General features: G+C 31.2%; 25 protein-coding genes, 1 tRNA gene and 1 pseudogene. 18 read left to right on the top strand and 9 right to left on the bottom strand.

Annotated features, from left to right (window positions below):
- Positions 1–127: 127 nt before the first annotated feature.
- Together IDG65_RS04200 and IDG65_RS04195 are read left to right on the top strand one after the other, a co-directional pair.
- Positions 128–529 (top strand): annotated as a pseudogene (locus IDG65_RS04200) (fibrinogen-binding protein); the annotation flags it as partial.
- A gap of 151 nt (positions 530–680) precedes the next feature.
- Positions 681–1,031 carry a complement inhibitor SCIN family protein gene (locus tag IDG65_RS04195; protein WP_000694543.1) on the top strand — a complete coding sequence of 117 codons (351 nt, stop codon included), beginning with the start codon at positions 681–683 and terminating at the stop codon, positions 1,029–1,031.
- A gap of 252 nt (positions 1,032–1,283) precedes the next feature.
- Here IDG65_RS04195 and IDG65_RS04190 read toward each other — a convergent pair whose 3' ends face one another.
- From IDG65_RS04190 to hyl, 3 genes are all read right to left on the bottom strand, one after another.
- Positions 1,284–1,469 (bottom strand): hypothetical protein, encoded by a 186-nt coding sequence (locus tag IDG65_RS04190; protein WP_001032821.1) that lies wholly within the window; start codon positions 1,467–1,469, stop codon positions 1,284–1,286.
- A 616-nt stretch (positions 1,470–2,085) separates the two neighbouring features.
- On the bottom strand, positions 2,086–2,319 hold the full coding sequence (locus tag IDG65_RS04185) for a hypothetical protein (protein WP_000231335.1): 234 nt from the start codon (positions 2,317–2,319) through the stop codon (positions 2,086–2,088).
- 453 nt (positions 2,320–2,772) lie between these two features.
- On the bottom strand, positions 2,773–3,732 hold the full coding sequence (hyl, locus tag IDG65_RS04180; protein ID WP_000857474.1) for an alpha-hemolysin: 960 nt from the start codon (positions 3,730–3,732) through the stop codon (positions 2,773–2,775).
- Positions 3,733–4,389: 657 nt separating this feature from the next.
- On the opposite strand from hyl, the gene IDG65_RS04175 reads away from it, so the two are divergent.
- A complete protein-coding gene (locus IDG65_RS04175) occupies positions 4,390–4,536 on the top strand; it encodes a hypothetical protein (RefSeq protein WP_000765702.1) in 147 nt (48 codons plus the stop codon).
- Positions 4,493–4,717, top strand: coding sequence for a hypothetical protein (locus IDG65_RS04170; RefSeq protein WP_075583735.1), 225 nt, complete (start codon positions 4,493–4,495; stop codon positions 4,715–4,717). The genes IDG65_RS04175 and IDG65_RS04170 overlap by 44 nt, the downstream gene beginning before the upstream one ends.
- A 393-nt stretch (positions 4,718–5,110) precedes the next feature.
- Here IDG65_RS04170 and IDG65_RS04165 read toward each other — a convergent pair whose 3' ends face one another.
- The 3 genes from IDG65_RS04165 to IDG65_RS04155 all read right to left on the bottom strand — a co-directional run bounded on the left by IDG65_RS04165 (position 5,111) and on the right by IDG65_RS04155 (position 7,460).
- Positions 5,111–5,827: a superantigen-like protein SSL12 gene (locus tag IDG65_RS04165; RefSeq protein WP_000739584.1), complete on the bottom strand. Its 717-nt coding sequence runs from the start codon at positions 5,825–5,827 to the stop codon at positions 5,111–5,113.
- Between the two features lie 109 nt (positions 5,828–5,936).
- Positions 5,937–6,662 carry a superantigen-like protein SSL13 gene (locus tag IDG65_RS04160; RefSeq protein ID WP_000739555.1) on the bottom strand — a complete coding sequence of 242 codons (726 nt, stop codon included), beginning with the start codon at positions 6,660–6,662 and terminating at the stop codon, positions 5,937–5,939.
- Between the two features lie 72 nt (positions 6,663–6,734).
- Positions 6,735–7,460 carry a superantigen-like protein SSL14 gene (locus tag IDG65_RS04155; RefSeq protein WP_000739529.1) on the bottom strand — a complete coding sequence of 242 codons (726 nt, stop codon included), beginning with the start codon at positions 7,458–7,460 and terminating at the stop codon, positions 6,735–6,737.
- A gap of 437 nt (positions 7,461–7,897) precedes the next feature.
- On the opposite strand from IDG65_RS04155, the gene argF reads away from it, so the two are divergent.
- From argF to elxI1, 4 genes are all read left to right on the top strand, one after another.
- Positions 7,898–8,899 carry an ornithine carbamoyltransferase gene (argF, locus tag IDG65_RS04150; protein ID WP_052997632.1) on the top strand — a complete coding sequence of 334 codons (1,002 nt, stop codon included), beginning with the start codon at positions 7,898–7,900 and terminating at the stop codon, positions 8,897–8,899.
- 22 nt (positions 8,900–8,921) lie between these two features.
- Entirely contained in the window at positions 8,922–9,854 is a 933-nt protein-coding gene (arcC, locus tag IDG65_RS04145; protein ID WP_001074348.1) for a carbamate kinase, read from the top strand.
- A gap of 170 nt (positions 9,855–10,024) precedes the next feature.
- Positions 10,025–11,581 (top strand): YfcC family protein, encoded by a 1,557-nt coding sequence (locus tag IDG65_RS04140; protein WP_000432068.1) that lies wholly within the window; start codon positions 10,025–10,027, stop codon positions 11,579–11,581.
- A gap of 306 nt (positions 11,582–11,887) precedes the next feature.
- A complete protein-coding gene (elxI1, locus tag IDG65_RS04135; protein ID WP_000149420.1) occupies positions 11,888–12,115 on the top strand; it encodes an epilancin biosynthesis-related protein ElxI1 in 228 nt (75 codons plus the stop codon).
- Positions 12,116–12,420: 305 nt separating this feature from the next.
- Here elxI1 and IDG65_RS04130 read toward each other — a convergent pair whose 3' ends face one another.
- A complete protein-coding gene (locus tag IDG65_RS04130; protein ID WP_001239298.1) occupies positions 12,421–13,368 on the bottom strand; it encodes a TDT family transporter in 948 nt (315 codons plus the stop codon).
- 248 nt (positions 13,369–13,616) lie between these two features.
- Between IDG65_RS04130 and IDG65_RS04125 the strand changes: the two genes are divergently transcribed.
- Entirely contained in the window at positions 13,617–13,805 is a 189-nt protein-coding gene (locus IDG65_RS04125; protein WP_001245796.1) for a hypothetical protein, read from the top strand.
- Positions 13,806–14,272: 467 nt separating this feature from the next.
- Here IDG65_RS04125 and IDG65_RS04120 read toward each other — a convergent pair.
- Positions 14,273–14,346, bottom strand: a tRNA-Arg gene (locus IDG65_RS04120).
- Between the two features lie 363 nt (positions 14,347–14,709).
- On the opposite strand from IDG65_RS04120, the gene IDG65_RS04115 reads away from it, so the two are divergent.
- The 3 genes from IDG65_RS04115 to IDG65_RS04105 all read left to right on the top strand — a co-directional run bounded on the left by IDG65_RS04115 (position 14,710) and on the right by IDG65_RS04105 (position 15,854).
- A complete protein-coding gene (locus IDG65_RS04115; protein ID WP_000398672.1) occupies positions 14,710–14,844 on the top strand; it encodes a beta-class phenol-soluble modulin in 135 nt (44 codons plus the stop codon).
- A 56-nt stretch (positions 14,845–14,900) separates the two neighbouring features.
- Positions 14,901–15,035, top strand: a complete 135-nt coding sequence (locus IDG65_RS04110; protein ID WP_000147103.1) for a beta-class phenol-soluble modulin — start codon at positions 14,901–14,903, stop codon at positions 15,033–15,035.
- Between the two features lie 123 nt (positions 15,036–15,158).
- Positions 15,159–15,854 (top strand): YjjG family noncanonical pyrimidine nucleotidase, encoded by a 696-nt coding sequence (locus IDG65_RS04105; RefSeq protein ID WP_001788648.1) that lies wholly within the window; start codon positions 15,159–15,161, stop codon positions 15,852–15,854.
- Positions 15,855–15,959: 105 nt separating this feature from the next.
- On the opposite strand, the gene IDG65_RS04100 is transcribed toward IDG65_RS04105, so the two are convergent.
- Positions 15,960–16,400, bottom strand: a complete 441-nt coding sequence (locus IDG65_RS04100) for an N-acetyltransferase (RefSeq protein ID WP_001289711.1) — start codon at positions 16,398–16,400, stop codon at positions 15,960–15,962.
- Positions 16,401–16,594: 194 nt separating this feature from the next.
- Here IDG65_RS04100 and bshC point away from each other — a divergent pair, with 194 nt between their 5' ends.
- From bshC to mraY, 6 genes are all read left to right on the top strand, one after another.
- Positions 16,595–18,208 carry a bacillithiol biosynthesis cysteine-adding enzyme BshC gene (gene bshC, locus IDG65_RS04095; RefSeq protein ID WP_000340480.1) on the top strand — a complete coding sequence of 538 codons (1,614 nt, stop codon included), beginning with the start codon at positions 16,595–16,597 and terminating at the stop codon, positions 18,206–18,208.
- 143 nt (positions 18,209–18,351) lie between these two features.
- Positions 18,352–18,783, top strand: a complete 432-nt coding sequence (gene mraZ, locus IDG65_RS04090; RefSeq protein WP_000480800.1) for a division/cell wall cluster transcriptional repressor MraZ — start codon at positions 18,352–18,354, stop codon at positions 18,781–18,783.
- A gap of 15 nt (positions 18,784–18,798) precedes the next feature.
- Positions 18,799–19,734 (top strand): 16S rRNA (cytosine(1402)-N(4))-methyltransferase RsmH, encoded by a 936-nt coding sequence (gene rsmH / locus IDG65_RS04085; RefSeq protein WP_000468384.1) that lies wholly within the window; start codon positions 18,799–18,801, stop codon positions 19,732–19,734.
- A gap of 13 nt (positions 19,735–19,747) precedes the next feature.
- Entirely contained in the window at positions 19,748–20,149 is a 402-nt protein-coding gene (gene ftsL, locus IDG65_RS04080; RefSeq protein ID WP_000257598.1) for a cell division protein FtsL, read from the top strand.
- On the top strand, positions 20,130–22,364 hold the full coding sequence (locus IDG65_RS04075; protein WP_001118654.1) for a penicillin-binding protein: 2,235 nt from the start codon (positions 20,130–20,132) through the stop codon (positions 22,362–22,364). The genes ftsL and IDG65_RS04075 overlap by 20 nt, the downstream gene beginning before the upstream one ends.
- Positions 22,365–22,655: 291 nt before the next feature.
- Positions 22,656–23,621 (top strand): phospho-N-acetylmuramoyl-pentapeptide-transferase, encoded by a 966-nt coding sequence (gene mraY / locus IDG65_RS04070; RefSeq protein WP_000578458.1) that lies wholly within the window; start codon positions 22,656–22,658, stop codon positions 23,619–23,621.

Here is a 23,621-nt window from a genome sequence, read left to right as displayed (position 1 = left end):
ACTGGAGAATCATATCGATTAAAAGATTATAAAACCGAAAAATCATTAAATATACGACAATCTTAAACCGCTAAAAAACGACATTTTCAAACCGCCATAAAACAGCATTTTTAAACCGCTATTGACATACGGTCCAAGAGAAAAGAAACCAGTGAGTATTAATCACAATATCGTAGAGTACAATGATGGTACTTTTAAATATCAATCTAGACCAAAATTTAACTCAACACCTAAATATATTAAGTTTAGACATGATTATAACATTGTGGAATATAATGACGGTACATTTGGATATGGACCACGTCCGCATTTTAATAAACCAGCAGCGAAAACTGATGCAACTATAAAAAAAGAACAAAAATTGATTCAAGCTCAAAATCTTGTGAGAGAATTTGAAAAGACCCATACTGTGAGCGCACATAGAAAAGCACAAAAGGCAGTCAACTTAGTATCATTTGAATACAATGTTAAGAAAATGATATTGCAAGAGCGAATTGATGAAGTATTAAAGCAAGGATTAGTGAGATAATACTTCTGTCATTATTATAAGTTCAAAATAATTTAATCTAATATTAATTTCTATTAATAAAAAGACTATGCTATTTAATAGTAGGTTAATGTAACTTTCCTAAAATTGACTATATAATCATTAAGTATCAATTTTTAAAGGAGAATTTACAATGAAAATTAAAAAATATATAGTAGCAGGAACATTAGCAGTACTATTATCAACAACAGCAGTATCAACGTTAAACGGGAACAAAGCAGAAGCAAGTAGTTATGACAATTATTTAACTCAAAGTAAATATCACGATAAAAAAATTGCTGAAGAGTTGAAATCACTACTTAGACAATCGAACGTATATGACTTGGCTGCAGGTAGCTTAAATCGATATTACAAACGTACGATTATGATGAATGAATATAGAGCAAAAGCAGCACTAAAGAAAAATGATTTCAAATCAATGGCTGAAGCTAAAGTTGGATTAGAAAACATTTACAAAGAAATTGATGAAATTATAAATAGATAATAAAGAAAACAGGTTGAGACAATAAATATCATTGTCTTCGCCTGTTTTTTAATTTGTATAGTTAAAAATTCTACAATTTAATATTTATGTATGAGCAATGAATATACAATAATAGGGGAGACTAATACAAATATAATAGTTAGAAATGTTATGCACAAAATTGCTTTGTACAATCTAAAAAATATTTATAATGCTCCCATAGATAAAATCAAATGCTGTAAGAAACGTAGTGAATATTACTCAATCAGCATATTATTGGAAGAAAAAGTTAACGTGTGTAGAACATGCCACAATACCAAATATAATGAATAAAAATAAGACGATAAGCATGGCGACACTTTTTAAACAACCTCTATTTGTTTCTTCCGAATTTCTTTGTTGAACCTTTTTATAATCTTCAAGATGCTTTGTGGTCTTTTTATTTATATGTTTATTCATGATGTTTACTCCTTAATCTAAATGTAAATTGCATTAAAATAGTTGAAAACATACCTTGAAATAAAGATATAAAGCTAAAGTTGAGAAGAGTGTTATTTTAAATTTAAGCAAAATTAACTGTAAATAAGTTAATTTGATGATAACATGTTTCGCTTATTTTTAAAATTGATAGTTTTTAAACTGACGCATTAAAATATTAATGAAACACTAGAACACATAAATGAATAATAAAGGTGCGCAGTATAGAATTATTAATGCAACACTAAGTATAAATATTGTTAACTGTAAACTATCTTTAGTTTTAATATAAACAATTAAGATAAGCAGTGTTAAAAGAACCATATATATTAATGACGAAGATGTCCATACAAAATCTGCGTCTGTCGTAGTTAACAGCGGTACTATAATTAGTCCGAAGTTAATCATGCATGCTATATATACAATGATGTTATACACAATGTTAATTTTTGGTCACCACCTTAGCTGTTATATTTTAAATGCTTGGAAATCGTGCATTTTTAAGTGTAATGATTATCTGAATCTTTGATTACCGTTTGTTTTTCGTTTAAAAGACTATATATAGTATGCCTTTATATTTCTAAATGTTTTTTAATATTTAATTCTCGTCAATATTTGGATTATGAATCATCAATTCAAGTACTTTGTTAGATGAGTCAATTGTAAATTCAGATCCATAGTTAACATGACTGACCTTTAATTTATTGTCTATATAATTGATTGCGATTGCGACATCATAATCTTCATCTATGACAAATAAATTATTTTCATTTGTAACAACTTCATGTTTCCCAGTGTAAACAACATTAACTTTCCAATCTTTAAAAACCATTTGTCATCCTCCTTGAACATTTAAACTGATTCAATTTAAGTTTAACTTATTCATACAACTTCTTACAATATCTAGATTAGAGATAAATAGATTTCTAGAAATTATTTTCAATTATATGTACTTATTATACTTTTTATCTTCTTATTTCAGTATAGTTTTAAAACGATTTTAAAATAATTCTGCAAATATATTAACACATAATGTGTTCGATAAGTTTTGAACAATTTCAAAACTTTTAAATAAAGGGTTTGACAATATGAATTAAAAATGTTTGAAACTGAAAAATTAAATCTTATATCGTGTTTATAAGCATGAATATATATTGAAAAGCATAATATATATATTACTATTCATCGATGTTTAATTTTATACTGCAACTAAAATAGCCGACACACATCATTTCTGATGTTATCGGCTAATGTTAAAATTTGAATATTTGAGTGTGCATGACCATTAATTTGTCATTTCTTCTTTTTCCCAATCGATTTTATATCTTTCTGAAGAACGATCCGTCCATTTATCTTTAGTATTAGTACCTTTCCAATTTGTTGAAGTCCAATGTAATTGATAGTCATCACGAACTCGTTCGTATATTACATCTATATTTGATTGTTGTTTGGTTGCTTTCCTATCCATAGTAATAACTGTAGCGAAGTCTGGTGAAAACCCTGAAGATAATAGAGAACTTGCTTTGTTAGGATCAAGGAAGTTATCTGCTGCTTTCATTGAACCGTTTCTTGTTTTCATGAAAAGTTGATTGCCGTATACTGGGTTCCAAGAATCTCTGTCGTATGGTCCCCAATTTTGATTCACCATATTGTTAAATATAACTTTCCAACCTACTTTTTTATCAGTTGGACTTTCTAAAATTGTTTTGAAATCTGGTTGAACATATTTGAGTGTATGACCAATTGAAACATTTGCACCAATCAAACCGCCAATTTTTCCAGAATCATCACCAGTCACATTACCGTTGAATCCATAAGTTAATGTACTCATATATTCTTTAGTATCAATTGAATTTCTAGGATAGTAATCAGAAATTTGTGCTACTTCATTATCAGGTAGTTGCAACTGTACCTTAAAGGCTGAAGGCCAGGCTAAACCACTTTTATTAGCGCCTTCTTCGCTATAAACTCTATACTGACCAGCAATGGTACCTTTCGTTCTGATGACTAATATTTTTTTATTGTGATTTTTATCATCGATAAAACTATAAAATACTTTTTTGTGCATGCCATTTTCTTTATCATAAGTGACTAAATCACCTGTTTTTACTATAGTATTGCTTCCTATATCTGTAGTACCGGTTTTAATATTAATATCAGAATCTGCGGCATTAGCGACAGGATTCATTAATATGGAACCTAGCAATAGTGTTGTTGTTACTGAGCTGACTATACGTGTTTTCATTTTCATCATCCTTCTATTTTTTAAAACGATTTGAGGAAACAATAATCAATATGTCAATTTAGAATAATGCAGTTGAGACATATCAAATATTTATCATCGTTTATATTAGTATATTTAATGTAGCAACTGTTAAATGATTGAGTGATGATGAGTGAATATTTTAAGAATATGTTTTTAACTTTTAATTAATATTTGAAAGGAAGCATTTCAATTTCGAGGCTTAGTCAAAGTTGAATGAACTCTTTATGAACCAAGGAAAAGACAAAGCTAATTTTATTGATTAATTTCTTTAAAACTAGGTATTTATTTAACTTTAAAATGTAATCGATTACAATATAAAAATACAAATATCTTAGAATTAAATCAATTAATTAACTATTAAATAAAAGTTAACTGTATATTAACTAGTATGATCAATCAATTATGAATAGAGAAAAATTAATTGTGTTGGAATATGGGTGAGTTTAAATATAATAATTCGTGAAAACTTCTTGTGAAAAATATAAAAAGGTGTAGTGTAACATTATAAAATGTTATATACAAGATAAAATGCAGACTTCTAGTTATAGGCGTTATAAGATAATCTTAAACCTAGGTTAGCTTTTAATGTTGAAACTAAATGGAAAGTGATAAATATAAAAATGATAGGGGATTATAATGAAACTATTTTATATTGCATTTCTAATTATTATATGGCTGAATATATTTTTAGGAAATGAAATCATCCATACACTGACTGTTTTAATAACAACATTGTATATTGTTAATAGAAGAAAGAGGATTAAAAATGAAAGAGTTGAATGAAATAATAAACGCTATTCAATTTTTGTTTGAGTCTGAATCAGGCTACAAAATATCGAAAAATTCAGGGGTGCCGTATCAGACCGTGCAAGATTTGAGGAATGGTAAAACGAAAATAGAAGATGCTAGATTTAGAACGATTATAAAACTATATAGTTATTATGCTACATTAAAAGAGCAGTAATAATTGAATTAAGAGCCTAAAACGTAACCACGTCTTAGGCTCTACAATATTATATAGACAAATATTGACCAAACAAAAATGCCCATGTAACAAACATTTTTCAATTATGGGGTGGGGCCCCAACACAGAAGCTGACGAAAAGTCAGCTTACAATAATGTGCAAGTTGGGGATGGGCCCCAACACAGAGAATTTCAAAAAGAAATTCTACAGACAATGCAAGTTGGAGCGGCCCCCAACACAGAGAATGATTTTGCATTTCTATTAGACTCCAAATCCCATTTAATATTCTGTGTACTAATTTAAATATTGTGTAAATATTATTGATACATTTTGTAGTATTACTCAATTATTGTTTATCCTTAGTATTTTCGATATAAATCATACTACCTTATTTAATCAATGAGGACTTCGACTGTTATTTTTTGAGGATTTTTAACATAAACATTTGCAAGATCAGAATGTAATCTTTTACTTAAATCAATTGTAAAGTTATTACCACCACCGGTAATATGAATATTACCTTTATTGCGATTTTCATTATATAGTATTTTATTTTTTATTAATGATTCACGTACTCGGAAATCAATTTCTTTTAACGTTAAAACTGGTTTGTTACCTTGATATATCTTATGTGCGCCGATAAATGTTTGTAGTTTATCTTTATATTGTACATAAATATTATAAGGCTTATCAGAAGACGATGCTGCAGGTGTAACACCACCTGTAAATGTATCAGTATATACCCACCATAATCGTCTAGTGTCTTTGTCTTTTAAACCAAACACGTCTACATAGCGGTCTCTTAATTGATTAATGTTGCCCCAACTTTCAGCACCCCATAAGCGTATATGTGCAGACCAAGAATAACGCTTAAATTCAACATAAATGTTGCCGTCATCATATTGGTATAACCATCTATTTGAAAATGTGAGAGGCTTTTGTGTGTAATATTTGATTAATTCATTGATGTTCGTTTCGTCTTGGCCAATATGATAAGCTTTAGCTTCAGATGAAAAACCGATTGGTGTGTTAGGAAGTTGAGCTGAAGAAGTACCTAATATTAACAATGTTGCTGTTAATATTATTTTGTTCGTGATGTTCTTTTTCATTTGAACATCTCCTTTCTGTGGATTTATCATTGCGAGGAATATCAAATATAAAAGTGAGCGGCGTCAATATAATGAATGAGATTATTATTTGTTGACTCCGATTTCGATACTAGTTAGATTTTTCGAGGGTAACTTCAATTTTGGCATTTTGAGGATTTTTAACATATTTATTTGCGTCAGTTGACGGTAATCTCTTACTTAAATCAATTGTGTAATTATTATCGTCACCAGTAATCGTGAGTTGACCTTTATTATATTTATCTTGATATAATTTTTTGTTTTTAATTAATGTTTGTCGGATACGGAAATCAACTTCTTTTAAAGTTAAAACTGGCTTATTACCTGTATAAAATGGATATCCACCAATAAATGTTTCATCTTTATCTTTATATGTTACATTCAATTTATAGTGTTTATCGTTAGGTTTTGCTGCAGGTGTAACGCCACCAGTAAATGTTTCTTGAGATAGTGCATATGAGTCAATAGTTTCTTGGTCTTTTATGCCGAAAATATCTACATATTTATCTCTTAATTGATTAATATTACCCCAACTTTCAGGGCCAAATACTTGAATATGGCTATACCATGATATCTGAAGTAACGTTGCATGAATTGTGCCATTATCTTTTTGCCATAACCATTTATTTGAAAAGGTTAAATGTTGCTGAGTGTAATACTTGATTAACTCACTTACATTTGTTTCCTCTTGATTAATATAATAAGCTTTAGCTTCAGATTTAGAACTGATTGGTGTGTTAGGAAGTTGTGTTGATACAGCGCCTAATAGTAACAACGCTGATGATAAAATAATTTTTTTCGTAATGTTTTTTTTCATTTAAAATGCTCCTTGTATTTTTTATAAATAAGGGTTACTTAAATAATTTTAGTATTTACTCCGCAATTAAGGTTAATTAGATTTTTCAAGAATGACTTCAATTTCTGCATGTCGAGGATTTTTAACATAACGGTTTGTGTCAGTTAATTTTAACTTCTTACTTAAATCAATCGTATAATTATTACCGCCACCCGTAATCTTAATTTGACCTTTATTAAATTCTCCGTTATATAGCTTTTTATTATTTATTAATGTTTGCCGGATACGGAAATCTAGTTCTTTTAAAGTTAATACTGGTTTATTTCCTTTGTAAAATTCGAGACCACCGATGATAGTCTGCTGTTTATCGCTATATTTTAAAAATAATTTATAAGACTTATCGGATGATGTAGCTGCAGGTGTTACACCACCTGTAAATGTTTCATCATAAGTCCAGTAACCTTCAACTGTATCCTCATCTTTAGTTCCGAATATATCAACGTATTTATCTCTTAACTGATTAATGTTTCCCCAACTTTCAGCACCAAATACTTGAATATGACTATACCAAACCCACGTTTGCAATGTTGCATGAATGCTACCATTGGGCTTTTGCCATAGCCATTTTCCAGATAATGAAAAATGCGGCTGAGTGTAATATTTGATTAGTTCATTGATATTAGTCTCGTTTTCACTGATATTATAGGCTTTTGCTTCAGATGAAAAACTGATTGGCGTTTTAGGAAGTTGTGTTGATGTGGTTCCTAAAAGTAACAATGCTGTTGATAAAACTAATTTATTCATGATGTTCTTTTTCATATGAAAATCTCCTTTGCGTGAATTACCCAAAGTATATAAGCTTTTACACCGATTCGGAATTAAATAAAAGCTAAAACTATGTTAAATAAACTTAAACAGTTAGTAGTGTTATTTAAGCAAAACTTATCATTTTTAATTTTTGGACAGAAACAGTACCTAATAAAGTAGGCGAGAGTTATATATTAAAAACGACACGTTAAAATTATTCTCTAATCAATTGCATTAAATTGTTTGATAATTGAATTTTATAACTACTTGAAAATTAGTTATACTTTAAATGTAGTACTTATTTTAATAATTTCCTACTACTTAAATTTAATATTAATAAAATGTTCATTTAATTATTGATTAAATATTACAAATTTTAATAGTAGGTTGTGTTTATTTTGTATGCGCTTACAATTTAGGTGTAACTAATATAAAAGGAGTTGTTATTAATGAAAAATTTACGAAACAGAAGTTTTTTAACTTTATTAGACTTTTCACGACAAGAGGTAGAATTCTTATTAACACTCTCCGAGGATTTAAAACGTGCTAAATATATTGGCACTGAAAAGCCTATGTTAAAAAATAAAAATATTGCACTGTTATTTGAAAAAGATTCTACAAGAACACGATGTGCATTTGAAGTTGCAGCACATGATCAAGGTGCAAATGTAACTTATTTAGGCCCAACTGGATCACAAATGGGTAAAAAAGAAACAACTAAAGATACTGCACGTGTGCTTGGTGGAATGTATGATGGCATTGAATACCGTGGTTTTTCACAAAGAACAGTAGAAACTTTAGCTGAATATTCAGGCGTACCAGTGTGGAATGGTTTAACTGATGAAGATCATCCTACTCAAGTTCTTGCTGATTTCTTAACAGCAAAAGAAGTCTTAAAAAAAGATTATGCAGATATTAACTTTACATATGTTGGAGATGGTCGTAATAACGTTGCAAATGCATTAATGCAAGGTGCTGCCATTATGGGTATGAACTTCCATTTAGTTTGTCCAAAAGAATTAAATCCAACAGATGAATTATTAAATCGCTGTAAAAATATTGCCGCTGAAAATGGTGGCAACATATTAATCACAGATGATATTGACCAAGGTGTAAAAGGTTCGGATGTAATTTACACTGATGTTTGGGTATCAATGGGTGAACCTGATGAAGTATGGAAAGAACGACTTGAATTATTGAAACCATATCAAGTAAATAAAGAAATGATGGATAAAACTGGTAATCCAAATGTTATTTTTGAGCATTGCTTACCATCTTTCCATAATGCTGATACGAAAATTGGTCAACAAATTTTTGGAAAATATGGAATTCGAGAAATGGAAGTTACAGATGAAGTATTCGAAAGTAAAGCTTCAGTTGTATTCCAAGAAGCTGAGAACAGAATGCATACAATCAAAGCAGTCATGGTTGCTACATTGGGTGAATTTTAAATGATATAAGGAAGTGAATATGATGGCGAAAATAGTAGTAGCATTAGGTGGTAATGCTTTAGGAAAATCACCTCAAGAACAACTCGAGCTTGTTAAAAATACTGCGAAATCATTAGTAGGATTAATAACAAAAGGACATGAGATTGTTATTAGTCATGGTAATGGGCCACAGGTTGGAAGCATTAATTTGGGACTTAACTATGCTGCAGAACACAACCAAGGTCCGGCATTTCCATTTGCTGAATGTGGCGCAATGAGTCAAGCTTACATAGGCTATCAATTACAAGAAAGCTTACAAAACGAATTGCATTCTATTGGAATGGATAAACAAGTGGTAACACTAGTGACACAAGTTGAAGTTAATGAAAATGATCCGGCATTTAACAATCCTTCAAAACCAATTGGGTTATTTTACAACAAAGAAGAAGCTGAACAAATTCAAAAAGAAAAAGGATTTATATTTGTTGAAGATGCTGGAAGAGGATATAGACGTGTTGTTCCTTCACCACAACCCATCTCTATTATTGAATTAGAGAGTATTAAAACACTTATTAAAAATGATACACTCGTTATTGCTGCTGGTGGTGGAGGGATACCAGTAATTAGAGAGCAACATGATGGTTTTAAAGGTATTGATGCAGTTATAGACAAAGATAAAACAAGTGCGTTGTTGGGTGCTAATATTCAATGCGATCAATTGATTATTTTAACAGCAATTGATTATGTATATATTAATTTTAACACTGAAAACCAACAGCCTTTGGAAACAACAAATGTTGATGAATTAAAACGATATATAGACGAAAATCAATTTGCAAAAGGAAGTATGTTACCAAAAATTGAAGCAGCCATATCATTTATTGAAAACAATCCAAAAGGAAGTGTGCTTATAACATCATTAAATGAATTAGATGCTGCCTTAGAGGGTAAAGTAGGTACTGTGATTAAAAAGTAATTGAATTGAAACGCTTTTCAATTACTATATGTCAAATGCATGATTTTTATTATTTATGTGCACCCCTGAAAATAATGCCTCTATTTTGATGCGGGGTGCACTTTCTTAATTTATATTTATAAAATCTTTAAGGTAGAAATGCTAGGTTAAATGTCGAAGGAGATGAAACCGTGGAAAATACAATTAATGAAAGTGAAAAGAAAAAACGATTTAAATTAAAAATGCCAGGTGCATTTATGATTTTATTCATTTTAACGGTTGTTGCAGTTATAGCAACATGGGTTATTCCTGCTGGTGCATATTCTAAACTTTCTTACGAACCTTCATCCCAAGAACTAAAGATAGTTAACCCTCATAACCAAGTGAAAAAGGTTCCGGGTACGCAACAGGAACTAGACAAAATGGGGGTTAAAATTAAGATTGAACAATTTAAATCAGGTGCAATTAATAAGCCGGTATCAATTCCGAATACTTATGAAAGATTAAAGCAACATCCAGCTGGACCAGAACAAATAACAAGTAGCATGGTTGAAGGTACGATAGAAGCGGTCGATATCATGGTATTCATTCTTGTACTAGGGGGACTTATTGGCGTAGTTCAAGCCAGTGGTTCTTTTGAATCGGGATTGTTAGCTTTAACGAAGAAAACAAAAGGGCATGAATTTATGCTAATTGTGTTTGTATCAATACTAATGATTATCGGCGGGACATTATGTGGTATTGAAGAAGAAGCTGTAGCATTCTATCCGATTTTAGTCCCTATATTTATAGCGTTAGGATACGATTCTATCGTTTCAGTTGGTGCCATATTCCTTGCCAGCTCTGTCGGTAGTACATTTTCAACTATTAACCCGTTCTCGGTTGTAATTGCCTCTAATGCCGCTGGTACAACTTTTACGGATGGCTTGTATTGGAGAATAGGCGCTTGTATTGTCGGTGCGATTTTTGTTATTAGTTATTTATATTGGTACTGTAAAAAAATTAAAAAAGATCCTAAAGCGTCATATTCTTATGAAGACAAAGATGCTTTTGAACAGCAATGGTCTGTATTAAAAGATGACGATAGTGCCCATTTTACTTTGCGTAAGAAGATAATCCTTACATTATTTGTACTACCATTTCCAATTATGGTATGGGGAGTTATGACGCAAGGTTGGTGGTTCCCAGTTATGGCTTCAGCATTTTTAATATTTGCAATTATAATAATGTTTATTGCTGGGACAGGTAAATCTGGATTGGGAGAAAAAGGAACTGTAGATGCATTTGTCAATGGCGCATCAAGTTTAGTAGGTGTATCTTTAATTATTGGCTTAGCTCGAGGTATTAATTTAGTGTTGAATGAAGGTATGATTTCAGATACAATCTTACACTTTTCATCATCTTTAGTTCAACATATGAGTGGACCATTATTTATCATCGTATTACTATTTATTTTCTTCTGTTTAGGTTTTATCGTGCCATCATCTTCTGGATTAGCGGTATTATCAATGCCTATCTTTGCACCACTAGCTGATACAGTAGGTATACCAAGATTCGTCATCGTTACGACATATCAATTTGGTCAATATGCGATGTTATTCTTAGCGCCGACTGGACTTGTTATGGCCACACTACAAATGTTAAACATGCGATATTCACATTGGTTCCGATTTGTATGGCCGGTAGTTGCTTTTGTATTGATTTTCGGTGGCGGAGTACTAATTACGCAAGTACTAATTTATTCATAATTTGAAATGCTATATTATAAAAATACTAATTGGGTTTTATGCATCTCGTAGGTTTGTAGAAATACTAAACTAAGCGAGGTGCATTATTATTTTTGATTAAGAAAATAATGACGGTAATCATAACACTAGTAAGTAATTGATACAATGCTCTATTTAATAATGATATTTTTAAAATTTGTTTTTAATGTAATGTTAGATCTATGGTATATTATATTTATCGTGGTAAATATGTATTTGCTGTAAACAGTTTTTGTAACACATGACACATATGGTTGTGAAAATAGCATATATAAAGGATGGCTATAAATGACACATTTGACAAAGGTTTTAGATACACTAACTGGAATATGCGTAGTATTATTATTTAGTAAATATTTTGTGGCGTATGCAAATATGGTGTTTGATTGGAAGTTAAGATGGTATTTGCTAGAAAACATACCACATTTGCCAATTATATTATTTATTCTGATGTTTATTTTCGGAGTACCTTCTGAAATGATAAAAGATAGGCAAAGGAAAAATAACGGCGTTTAATTTATCGATATTTAGAGGTGATAAAATTTGTCAACTATTACAAAGACTAAAATAAAAATCTTTATTAATTATTTTATTGGTATATTAGCCTTGGCGTTTGCTGCTTATATATTATTTAAATAAAGGTTAGAGTGAAACGTGTTTATGAACTAGACGTTCTAGTATAGTTACTACAGCTTTAGTCAGAAGGTATCATTGATATGATCATATTAAATCAAAGAGGCATTGATATACACTAAAAAGAGGCAAGATTACCTGCCTCTTTTTTAGTTATTAAATATGCGTGTTAATTCTTGGTAATAGTGTTACTGAGACGCATTACGAAGAAATTTATCTTGATTTTCCTTTTTTAAAAAGAAGTGAAGATATCCTATAAAGACTCTAAGTACTATTACAGTAGCTAATAACACTTCGATAAACAAAAGACCTTTCCAAATGTCTGGAAACATAAGTACAGGCAAACTGTTCTTTAAAGCAGTTGCTGAGATTACTAAAGGGAATGTGAAAGCTGAAAATACGGGCGAAAAAGGTTCTTTTAGTAATTTAGGCAATTGTATAATGATATAAAAATAAAATATTTGAGCTAATATTAAAAATATAATTACGATAAAAGCATTCGCCTTAGGAAATGCTATAACATATGCTGCAGCGACTAAAGAAAATGGTGCACAAATTGTCGATGTGTTCGGTTTGATTGACGTCTGCAATGGAAATGCTTTTAATCGCTTGAAAACAATAGGTAAGACAATACAAGTAGCTACAAAGCCATATATTACTGTTAATTGACCTATGAAAAAATATCCGCTAACGGGTGCCGTCAATCCTGCGATAGCAATACCAATAAAAAGTACAGTCCACGAAGGATAAACATTTTCAAGTGAAAAATCTTTTAAATATTTTATTGAAAAAATAATCATATGCGTCATAATTCCCACAAGGCATAAAATCCAAATAGGCGTTATTAAGCTATTGATAAAAGTTATGTTACTAAAAAATGTATTTAAATAAGTAGTACCTAAAAAGCCAGACATGAAAAATGTTGTGAACACTGATGAAACTAGAGGACTGTTTAATTGTTCTTTCACATTATTAGAATATTTGAGCATAGTACATAAAAGGTGAATCCAAATCAAGAAAGCAAAGATTCCGCAAACAGCGTTTAAAGTAAGAGATAAGTCTTTTAATAGATTACCCAGGCCTAATAATCCTAAGACTAGTCCTGACGTTACTAAAGGTGCTTTTTGAAGTCTCATGATTTACAACCTTTCTTATGTGATTTTCTTCACTAATTATATCATGATAGCTATGGCCAATTAATAAGAAGAGTGTGTACTATTACGTTATTAGAGTATGTATATTGGATTGATAGACACATAATTGACATTTAAATCTCAAAATTAATGATATTTGAGGTATGCTTTGCAACCTAAATATTGGAATATGTGGAAAAGTAATTATTTAATTTAAATGATGATTGAAGATTTACAAGGGGGTGTACAAAATGAGAAATCAAATTCAAAAACTATTAGACAGTGATTTGAGCAGTTTACATATATCGAAACAAACAGGAGTTCCACAAAGCACAATACACAGAATGAGAAAAAAAGAAAGATCATTAGACAATATGTCATTGAAAAACGCTGAACTACTTTATAAATTTGCCAATAGTATATTTAGCAATGAAAATTAAGAAGAATAATTAGTGAATTAAATAATTAAAAAACCACGTCTTGATGGACGTGGTTATTTTTTTAAGATGTATATAATTATAGGATTTCGGGTCCCTGAAAAGTCCCTAAAATTTTGAATAGTATCAAAATCTATAAGAATAATATAATAATAAAAATCTCTACGCATGCAAATGGTGAGTGTTAAAAATCTTGGTGTAGTGTTGGTGTAGTTCAGGTGCAGTATAGATGAAATTTGAGCACAAAATTACTTAATTAAAAATGTATAAACAAGTGTCAGACGCGTGTCAATTGTGTGTCAAAAAATTCTATAACGAATAAGCATGCTTGTTTTAATTACTGTATTTTCGGGGCTTATGCGGGGGACGTTTTGGTGACGCATCATACTATAATACTGAAATTCAAAACAAAAGAGCCCCGTAATCACGGAACTCTTTTGTTTGGTAATGCGTATAAAAATACCTATAAACGTCCTGGGAGGGATTCGAACCCCCGACCGATGGCTTAGAAGGCCATTGCTCTATCCAGCTGAGCTACCAGGACACGTTTAACAACACAAGAATTATTATATCTAAATGAACTTAAATTAGCAATACCTTGTAAATAAAAAATGTTTATATTTTTCACTATTATAGAGCTATTTATCTAAAAAGGTTCAATAAGACTTAAATACGAATTCAGGCAACTTAATTGTGTTAAATACAGTTTTGAATGCCTAACTGTATTTCTTTTCTCTTTAAAATACAGTTAAGTACATTATAAGATGTTGTGCGGATAAACAAACTAATTGCATCAAATTTATTTTAAAATAACAACAACAAAACGTTAAGCGAATAACATTTCGGTGATTTAAAAGCTACGCACGTTTTTGTTATCTTCAAATTTAAATTTTAAGGAGTGTTTTCAATGGAAGGTTTATTTAACGCAATTAAAGATACCGTAACTGCAGCAATTAATAATGACGGCGCAAAATTAGGCACAAGCATTGTGAGCATCGTTGAAAATGGCGTAGGTTTATTAGGTAAATTATTCGGATTCTAATATCAATATGTTATGTAAGTAATAAGTATTATTTCAAAGGTGAGGGAGAGATTTAAATGACTGGACTAGCAGAAGCAATCGCAAATACTGTGCAAGCTGCACAACAACATGATAGTGTGAAATTAGGCACAAGTATCGTAGACATCGTTGCTAACGGTGTGGGTTTACTAGGTAAATTATTTGGATTCTAATATAATAACTAATATTCTTTAAAATAAACTGGGTGAGCATACTTTAATGTTATGCACTCAGTTTATTTTATTTGCAGAAATTTGAGCCTCTGTTAAGATTTAGATACATAGACAATATAGGAGATGGGGAAATTGGGATATAAAAATATTTTGATAGACTTTGATGATACAATTGTTGATTTTTATGATGCAGAAGAATGGGCGTTTCACTATATGGCGAATGTTTTTAATCATAAAGCAACAAAAGATGATTTTTTAACATTTAAAAAAATCAATCACCAACATTGGGAAGCTTTTCAACAAAATAAATTAACGAAGTCTGAAGTATTATCAGAACGATTTGTGAATTACTTCAAACATCATCAAATGGAAGTTGATGGGCATCGTGCAGATGTGTTATTTAGAAATGGATTAGCAGAAGCTAAAGTTAAATACTTTGATCAAACATTAGAAACAATTGTCGAATTATCGAAAAGACATGATTTATATATTGTTACTAATGGTGTAACCGAAACGCAAAAGAGAAGGTTAAATCAGACGCCGTTGCATAAATATATTAAAAAGATATTTATATCTGAGGAAACAGGATATCAAAAACCTAATCCGGAATTTTTTAATTATGTTTTTAATGATATTGGTGAGGATGAAAGACAGCACTCGATTATAGTTGGAGATTCTTTAACATCTGACATTCTAGGTGGAATCAATGCGGGTATAGCTACTTGCTGGTTTAATTTTAGAGGATTTGATCATAATCCAGGAATTATACCTGATTATGAAATTAATTCATGGAAACAACTAAATGATATTGTACGTTAAGACAAATAATTTGAAAATGATTTACTATTAGCTTAAGAAAGTAATTGTAAAAAAGACACTACGAAAAGATGCATTTTCATGCTCGTAGTGTCGAATATTATTGTCTTATGGTTTCCACAATAAGACATCATGTCCCTCTATATTTTTAGCTTCCACATCTGTAAATCCATGATGTAAAAAGAAATCCTTAGAATCATTTCTGCCAATGGCTTTAATTGGCATGTTGAAACTCTTTGCAAAATCAATCAATTCTGAAGCGTACCCTCTGTTTTGATATTTTGGTAATACTTCTAACTTCCATAATAATATATAATCTTCAAAATCTGGGAAGTAGATTTCTTCGACATCACCTTTTTTTAGTAATGCCATTCTAGCTCCTAATTGATCTCCGACAAATATGCCATAAAATGGTGAATCTGAACTTGCATCAATCATTTGACCGTTTAACTCATTGACCATGTATAAGTCTTTGTTGCCAAACGCTCTAAAGTTTTCGAATAATTCGTCAGTTTTGTAATTAATTTCAAGACGTTTGATTTCACTCATATTTATCTACCCCTTATTTGTTTACTACTATTATTATACATTAAACCACTTGTGTTTTTCATTGATTTGAAAATGTAAAACAATGAATATTATAAATTTTCCATGATTAAATTGATTTTCAAGCCGTAAAATTGTCAATCACCGGTATAGACTTTATACTATAGTTTGTAATCGCGTACTTAAGGAGAAAAAACATGGACTGTAAAGTAGTTAGTTTAAATGAAAAAGATCAGTTTATACCAAAAATAAAGAGCAGTGACCCTGTAATAACAGGATTATTTCAATATGACGCAGCTCAACAAACTAGTTTTGAAAAAAGGATGTCTAAAGAAAATAATGGAAGAGAAGCGGCATTAGCGAATGTTATTCGTGAATATATGAGTGATTTAAAGCTTTCTAGTGAACAAGAATTAAACATACAACATTTAGCTAATGGTTCAAAAGTTGTGATTGGTGGACAACAAGCAGGGCTTTTCGGGGGACCATTGTATACATTCCATAAAATATTTTCAATCATTACTTTATCTAAGGAATTAACGGATACACATAAGCAACAAGTAGTACCAGTTTTTTGGATTGCAGGAGAAGATCATGATTTCGATGAAGTGAATCATACATTTGTTTATAACGAAAATCATGGGTCGCTGCATAAGGTTAAATATCATACAATGGAGATGCCAGAGACGACTGTCTCTAGATATTATCCTGATAAGGCTGAGTTGAAACAAACTTTAAAAACGATGTTCATTCTTATGAAAGAAACTGTTCATACACAAGGTCTACTGGAGATTTGTGACAGAATTATTGACCAATATGACTCGTGGACTGATATGTTTAAAGCAATACTGCATGAAACATTTAAAGCATATGGCGTTCTATTTATAGATGCGCAGTTTGAGCCGTTAAGAAAAATGGAAGCGCCTATGTTTAAAAAGATTTTGAAAAAACATCAGTTGCTTGATGATGCTTTTAGAGCAACACAACAACGTACTCAAAATCAAGGCTTGAATGCGATGATACAAACAGATACAAATGTTCATTTATTCTTACATGATGAAAATATGCGTCAATTAGTTTCGTATGATGGTAAGCATTTTAAATTAAATAAAACAGATAAGACATATATAAAGGAAGAAATTATAAATATTGCGGAAAATCAACCTGAATTATTTTCTAATAATGTAGTGACAAGACCATTAATGGAAGAATGGTTATTTAACACGGTGGCATTTGTTGGAGGACCGAGTGAAATTAAGTACTGGGCTGAACTAAAAGATGTATTTGAACTATTTGATGTTGAAATGCCTATCGTGATGCCAAGGCTTAGAATTACTTATTTAAATGACCGTATAGAAAAATTACTTTCGAAATACAATATTCCATTAGAAAAAGTGTTAGTCGATGGTGTTGAAGGAGAAAGAAGTAAGTTTATTAGAGAACAAGCATCACATCAATTTATTGAAAAGGTAGAAGGTATGATTGAACAACAGCGTCGTCTAAACCAAGACTTATTAGATGAAGTGGCGGGGAATCAAAATAATATTAACCTTGTGAATAAAAATAATGAAATTCATATACAACAGTATGATTATTTGTTAAAACGTTATCTTTTAAACATTGAAAGAGAAAACGAGATCAGTATGAAGCAATTTAGAGAAATTCAAGAAACACTCCATCCAATGGGAGGATTACAAGAAAGAATATGGAATCCACTTCAAATTTTGAATGATTTTGGGACAGATGTGTTCAAGCCCTCCACCTATCCACCACTTTCTTACACTTTTGATCATATTATTATAAAACCTTAATATACCAAGGGTTTAGCCCGATTTATCTTAATGATAAATCGGGCATTTTTTTGTTTTTTAAAATAAATTTCACAAATTTTGTATAAATAGTGGTGGATAGTGGGGAGATGTGGTAAATTATATATAAGGTGAGGTGATAAAAAATGTTCATGGGAGAATACGATCATCAATTAGATACAAAAGGACGTATGATTATACCGTCCAAGTTTCGTTATGACTTAAATGAGCGTTTTATTATCACAAGAGGCCTTGATAAATGTTTATTCGGTTACACTCTAGACGAATGGCAACAGATTGAAGAGAAAATGAAAACCTTACCTATGACAAAAAAAGACGCACGTAAGTTTATGCGTATGTTCTTCTCTGGTGCTGTTGAAGTAGAACTTGATAAGCAAGGGCGTATTAACATCCCTCAAAACTTGAGGAAATACGCTAATTTAACTAAAGAATGTACAGTAATCGGTGTTTCAAATCGTATTGAGATTTGGGATAGAGAAACTTGGAATGATTTCTATGAAGAATCTGAAGAAAGTTTCGAAGATATTGCTGAAGATTTAATAGATTTTGATTTTTAAAATGGAGGAATTGAAGTGTTTCATCATATCAGCGTTATGTTAAACGAAACCATTGATTATTTAAATGTAAAAGAAAATGGTGTGTACATTGACTGTACGCTAGGTGGAGCGGGACATGCCCTTTATTTACTAAATCAATTAAATGACGACGGAAGATTAATAGCAATCGATCAAGACCAAACTGCAATTGATAATGCTAAAGAGGTATTGAAGGATCATTTGCATAAGGTGACTTTTGTTCATAGCAACTTCCGTGAATTAACTCAAATATTAAAAGACTTAAACATTGAAAAAGTAGATGGAATTTATTACGACTTGGGTGTTTCAAGCCCACAACTCGACATTCCAGAACGAGGATTCAGTTATCACCATGACGCAACATTAGACATGCGTATGGACCAAACACAAGAACTAACAGCATATGAAATTGTTAACAATTGGTCATATGAAGCGTTAGTGAAGATTTTTTATCGTTATGGCGAGGAGAAATTTTCAAAACAGATAGCTCGAAGAATCGAAGCACATCGTGAACAACAACCAATAACAACAACATTAGAATTAGTTGACATTATAAAAGAAGGTATTCCTGCAAAAGCAAGAAGAAAAGGCGGACATCCTGCAAAACGAGTATTTCAAGCACTACGAATTGCAGTAAACGATGAATTGTCAGCTTTTGAAGATTCAATAGAACAAGCGATTGAATTAGTGAAAGTAGACGGCAGGATATCGGTAATCACTTTCCATTCTTTAGAAGATCGTTTATGTAAACAGGTGTTCCAAGAATATGAAAAAGGTCCAGAGGTACCAAGAGGATTACCAGTTATACCAGAAGCATATACACCTAAGTTAAAGCGTGTTAATCGTAAACCGATTACCGCTACAGAAGAAGATTTAGATGACAATAACAGAGCACGAAGCGCGAAATTACGTGTAGCTGAAATACTTAAATAAGGAGCAATTTATAATGGCTGTAGAAAAAGTGTACCAACCATATGACGAACAAGTTTATAATAGTATACCGAAGCAACAACCACAAACTAAGCCCGAAAAGAAGACTGTTTCGAGAAAAGTGGTTGTACAATTAACTAAATTTGAAAAAGTTTTATACATAACTTTGATTACTGTAATTGCTATGTTAAGTATTTATATGCTATCTTTAAAAATGGATGCGTATGATACGCGAGGAAAGATTGCAGATTTAGATTATAAAATAGATAAACAATCAAGTGAAAACAGTGCTTTACAATCTGAAATCAAAAAGAATTCTTCTTATGAACGCATATACGAAAAGGCTAAGAAACAGGGGATGAGCCTTGAGAACGATAATGTAAAGGTAGTGCGTAGTAATGGCGAAGCAAAAAATTAAAATTAAAAAAAATAAAATAGGGGCAGTCCTACTTGTTGGTTTATTCGGACTGCTCTTTTTTATATTGGTTTTAAGAATTTCATATATCATGATTACTGGACATTCTAATGGTCAAGATTTAGTCATGAAGGCAAATGAAAAGTATTTAGTTAAGAATGCACAACAACCAGAACGAGGGAAGATATATGATCGTAATGGTAAAGTGCTAGCAGAAGATGTAGAAAGATATAAACTTGTTGCAGTAATAGATAAAAAGGCGAGTGCCAATTCTAAAAAACCTAGGCATGTAGTTGATAAAAAAGAGACTGCAAAGAAATTATCTACAGTCATTGATATGAAGCCAGAGGAAATTGAAAAGAGACTTAGTCAAAAGAAAGCTTTCCAAATTGAATTTGGACGCAAAGGAACAAATTTAACGTATCAGGACAAATTGAAAATAGAGAAAATGAATTTGCCTGGTATTTCTTTATTGCCTGAAACAGAACGCTTTTATCCAAATGGCAATTTTGCATCACACTTAATTGGTAGAGCTCAGAAAAATCCAGATACTGGTGAACTTAAAGGTGCGCTTGGAGTTGAAAAGATTTTTGATAGTTATTTAAGTGGATCTAAAGGATCATTGAGATATATTCATGATATTTGGGGATATATCGCACCAAATACTAAAAAAGAGAAGCAGCCTAAACGTGGTGATGATGTCCATTTAACAATCGATTCAAATATTCAAGTATTTGTTGAAGAAGCTTTAGATGGCATGGTTGAAAGATACCAGCCGAAAGATTTATTTGCGGTTGTCATGGATGCCAAAACTGGAGAAATTTTAGCATACAGTCAGCGACCAACATTTAATCCTGAAACTGGTAAAGACTTTGGTAAAAAGTGGGCAAATGACCTATATCAAAATACATACGAGCCTGGATCAACATTTAAATCATATGGGTTAGCAGCTGCTATTCAAGAAGGTGCTTTTGATCCTGATAAGAAATATAAATCTGGACATAGAGATATTATGGGTTCACGTATTTCAGACTGGAATAGAGTCGGTTGGGGTGAAATCCCAATGTCACTCGGATTTACTTATTCATCTAATACATTGATGATGCATTTACAAGATTTAGTTGGTGCAGACAAAATGAAATCTTGGTATGAACGATTTGGATTTGGAAAATCAACTAAAGGTATGTTTGATGGAGAAGCACCTGGTCAAATTGGATGGAGTAATGAGTTGCAACAAAAAACGTCATCATTTGGTCAATCGACAACTGTAACACCTGTTCAAATGTTACAAGCGCAATCAGCGTTCTTTAATGATGGTAATATGTTAAAACCATGGTTTGTGAATAGCGTTGAAAATCCTGTTAGTAAAAGACAATTTTATAAAGGTCAAAAACAAATCGCAGGCAAACCAATAACAAAAGATACTGCTGAAAAAGTTGAAAAGCAATTGGATTTAGTTGTGAATAGTAAGAAGAGTCACGCTGCAAACTATCGTATTGATGGTTATGAGGTCGAAGGTAAGACTGGTACAGCACAAGTCGCTGCACCTAATGGTGGTGGATACGTTAAAGGTCCAAACCCATATTTTGTAAGTTTTATGGGTGACGCGCCGAAGAAAAATCCTAAAGTTATTGTATACGCTGGTATGAGCTTGGCACAAAAAAATGACCAAGAAGCTTATGAATTAGGTGTTAGTAAAGCGTTTAAACCAATAATGGAAAATACTTTGAAATATTTAAATGTAGGTAAATCAAAAGATGACACATCTAATGCAGAGTATAGTAAAGTGCCAGATGTTGAAGGTCAAGACAAACAAAAAGCTATTGATAATGTGAGTGCAAAATCATTAGAACCAGTTACTATCGGTACTGGCACACAAATAAAAGCACAATCTATAAAAGCAGGGAATAAAGTCTTACCTCATAGTAAAGTACTGTTATTAACAGATGGAGACTTAACTATGCCTGACATGACAGGATGGACGAAAGAAGATGTCATTGCTTTTGAAAACCTAACAAATATTAAAGTAAATTTAAAAGGTAGCGGTTTTGTGTCCCACCAATCAATTAGTAAGGGACAAAAACTTACTGAAAAAGATAAAATAGACGTAGAATTTTCATCAGAGAATGTAGACAGCAATTCGACGAATAATTCTGATTCGAATTCAGATGATAAGAAGAAATCTGACAGTAAAACTGACAAGGATAAGTCGGACTAACAAGAATGGCTACATTAAATAAGGGTGTATTGTCACTATTTGTTTTTACTAAAGTAATGCTGTGATAGAAAACAACATCTTCATTTAATCTTTATAAATAAGTGTTGATAGAGAATTTTAAGGTAGACGAGGTCAGATTAACTTGTTTGTTATAGGCAAACTTTTTATACTGGCCTCTTATGCCGTAAAAAAGAAAAATTATAAATTTTGATTACAACTTTGTTTATTTAATTGAAAAATTGATAATATATTAGTGGTTAAAAAAGTCTGGATTAAGAAGAGGAGATAGTTATGATTTTTGTATATGCGTTATTAGCGCTAGTGATTACATTTGTTTTGGTACCTGTTTTAATACCTACATTAAAAAGGATGAAATTTGGTCAAAGTATTCGAGAAGAAGGTCCACAAAGCCATATGAAGAAGACTGGTACACCAACGATGGGTGGACTAACATTTCTATTAAGTATTGTGATAACGTCTTTGGTGGCTATTATATTTGTAGATCAAGCTAATCCAATCATACTGTTATTATTTGTGACGATTGGTTTTGGGTTAATTGGTTTTATAGATGATTATATTATTGTTGTTAAAAAGAATAACCAAGGTTTAACAAGTAAACAGAAGTTTTTGGCGCAAATTGGTATTGCGATTATTTTCTTTGTTTTAAGTAATGTGTTTCATTTGGTGAATTTTTCTACGAGCATACATATTCCATTTACGAATGTAGCAATCCCACTATCATTTGCATATGTTATTTTCATTGTTTTTTGGCAAGTAGGTTTTTCTAATGCGGTAAATTTAACAGATGGTTTAGATGGATTAGCAACTGGACTGTCAATTATCGGATTTACAATGTATGCCATCATGAGCTTTGTGTTAGGAGAAACGGCAATTGGTATTTTCTGTATCATTATGTTGTTTGCACTTTTAGGATTTTTACCATATAACATTAACCCTGCTAAAGTGTTTATGGGAGATACAGGTAGCTTAGCTTTAGGTGGTATATTTGCTACGATTTCAATCATGCTTAATCAGGAATTATCATTAATTTTTATAGGTTTAGTATTCGTAATTGAAACATTATCCGTTATGTTACAAGTCGCTAGCTTTAAATTGACTGGAAAGCGTATATTTAAAATGAGTCCGATTCATCATCATTTTGAATTGATAGGATGGAGCGAATGGAAAGTAGTTACAGTATTTTGGGCCGTTGGTCTGATTTCAGGTTTAATCGGTTTATGGATTGGAGTGCATTAA

The organism is Staphylococcus sp. EG-SA-17, assembly GCF_017151845.1.
GTDB classification, from domain to species: domain Bacteria; phylum Bacillota; class Bacilli; order Staphylococcales; family Staphylococcaceae; genus Staphylococcus; species Staphylococcus aureus.
Note: the sequence above shows the minus strand (reverse complement) of the source record. Positions and strands in the feature narration are given on the sequence as shown.

Bases quoted from the DNA above. Each gene is read 5' to 3' on its own strand.
- IDG65_RS04195 (WP_000694543.1), top strand. From the start codon at position 681: ATGAAAATTAAAAAATATATAGTAGCAGGAACATTAGCAGTACTATTA.
- IDG65_RS04190 (WP_001032821.1), bottom strand. From the start codon at position 1,469: ATGAATAAACATATAAATAAAAAGACCACAAAGCATCTTGAAGATTAT.
- IDG65_RS04185 (WP_000231335.1), bottom strand. From the start codon at position 2,319: ATGGTTTTTAAAGATTGGAAAGTTAATGTTGTTTACACTGGGAAACAT.
- hyl (WP_000857474.1), bottom strand. From the start codon at position 3,732: ATGAAAACACGTATAGTCAGCTCAGTAACAACAACACTATTGCTAGGT.
- IDG65_RS04175 (WP_000765702.1), top strand. From the start codon at position 4,390: ATGAAACTATTTTATATTGCATTTCTAATTATTATATGGCTGAATATA.
- IDG65_RS04165 (WP_000739584.1), bottom strand. From the start codon at position 5,827: ATGAAAAAGAACATCACGAACAAAATAATATTAACAGCAACATTGTTA.
- IDG65_RS04160 (WP_000739555.1), bottom strand. From the start codon at position 6,662: ATGAAAAAAAACATTACGAAAAAAATTATTTTATCATCAGCGTTGTTA.
- IDG65_RS04155 (WP_000739529.1), bottom strand. From the start codon at position 7,460: ATGAAAAAGAACATCATGAATAAATTAGTTTTATCAACAGCATTGTTA.
- argF (WP_052997632.1), top strand. From the start codon at position 7,898: ATGAAAAATTTACGAAACAGAAGTTTTTTAACTTTATTAGACTTTTCA.
- arcC (WP_001074348.1), top strand. From the start codon at position 8,922: ATGGCGAAAATAGTAGTAGCATTAGGTGGTAATGCTTTAGGAAAATCA.
- elxI1 (WP_000149420.1), top strand. From the start codon at position 11,888: ATGACACATTTGACAAAGGTTTTAGATACACTAACTGGAATATGCGTA.
- IDG65_RS04130 (WP_001239298.1), bottom strand. From the start codon at position 13,368: ATGAGACTTCAAAAAGCACCTTTAGTAACGTCAGGACTAGTCTTAGGA.
- IDG65_RS04125 (WP_001245796.1), top strand. From the start codon at position 13,617: ATGAGAAATCAAATTCAAAAACTATTAGACAGTGATTTGAGCAGTTTA.
- IDG65_RS04115 (WP_000398672.1), top strand. From the start codon at position 14,710: ATGGAAGGTTTATTTAACGCAATTAAAGATACCGTAACTGCAGCAATT.
- IDG65_RS04110 (WP_000147103.1), top strand. From the start codon at position 14,901: ATGACTGGACTAGCAGAAGCAATCGCAAATACTGTGCAAGCTGCACAA.
- IDG65_RS04105 (WP_001788648.1), top strand. From the start codon at position 15,159: ATGGGGAAATTGGGATATAAAAATATTTTGATAGACTTTGATGATACA.
- IDG65_RS04100 (WP_001289711.1), bottom strand. From the start codon at position 16,400: ATGAGTGAAATCAAACGTCTTGAAATTAATTACAAAACTGACGAATTA.
- bshC (WP_000340480.1), top strand. From the start codon at position 16,595: ATGGACTGTAAAGTAGTTAGTTTAAATGAAAAAGATCAGTTTATACCA.
- mraZ (WP_000480800.1), top strand. From the start codon at position 18,352: ATGTTCATGGGAGAATACGATCATCAATTAGATACAAAAGGACGTATG.
- ftsL (WP_000257598.1), top strand. From the start codon at position 19,748: ATGGCTGTAGAAAAAGTGTACCAACCATATGACGAACAAGTTTATAAT.
- IDG65_RS04075 (WP_001118654.1), top strand. From the start codon at position 20,130: ATGGCGAAGCAAAAAATTAAAATTAAAAAAAATAAAATAGGGGCAGTC.
- mraY (WP_000578458.1), top strand. From the start codon at position 22,656: ATGATTTTTGTATATGCGTTATTAGCGCTAGTGATTACATTTGTTTTG.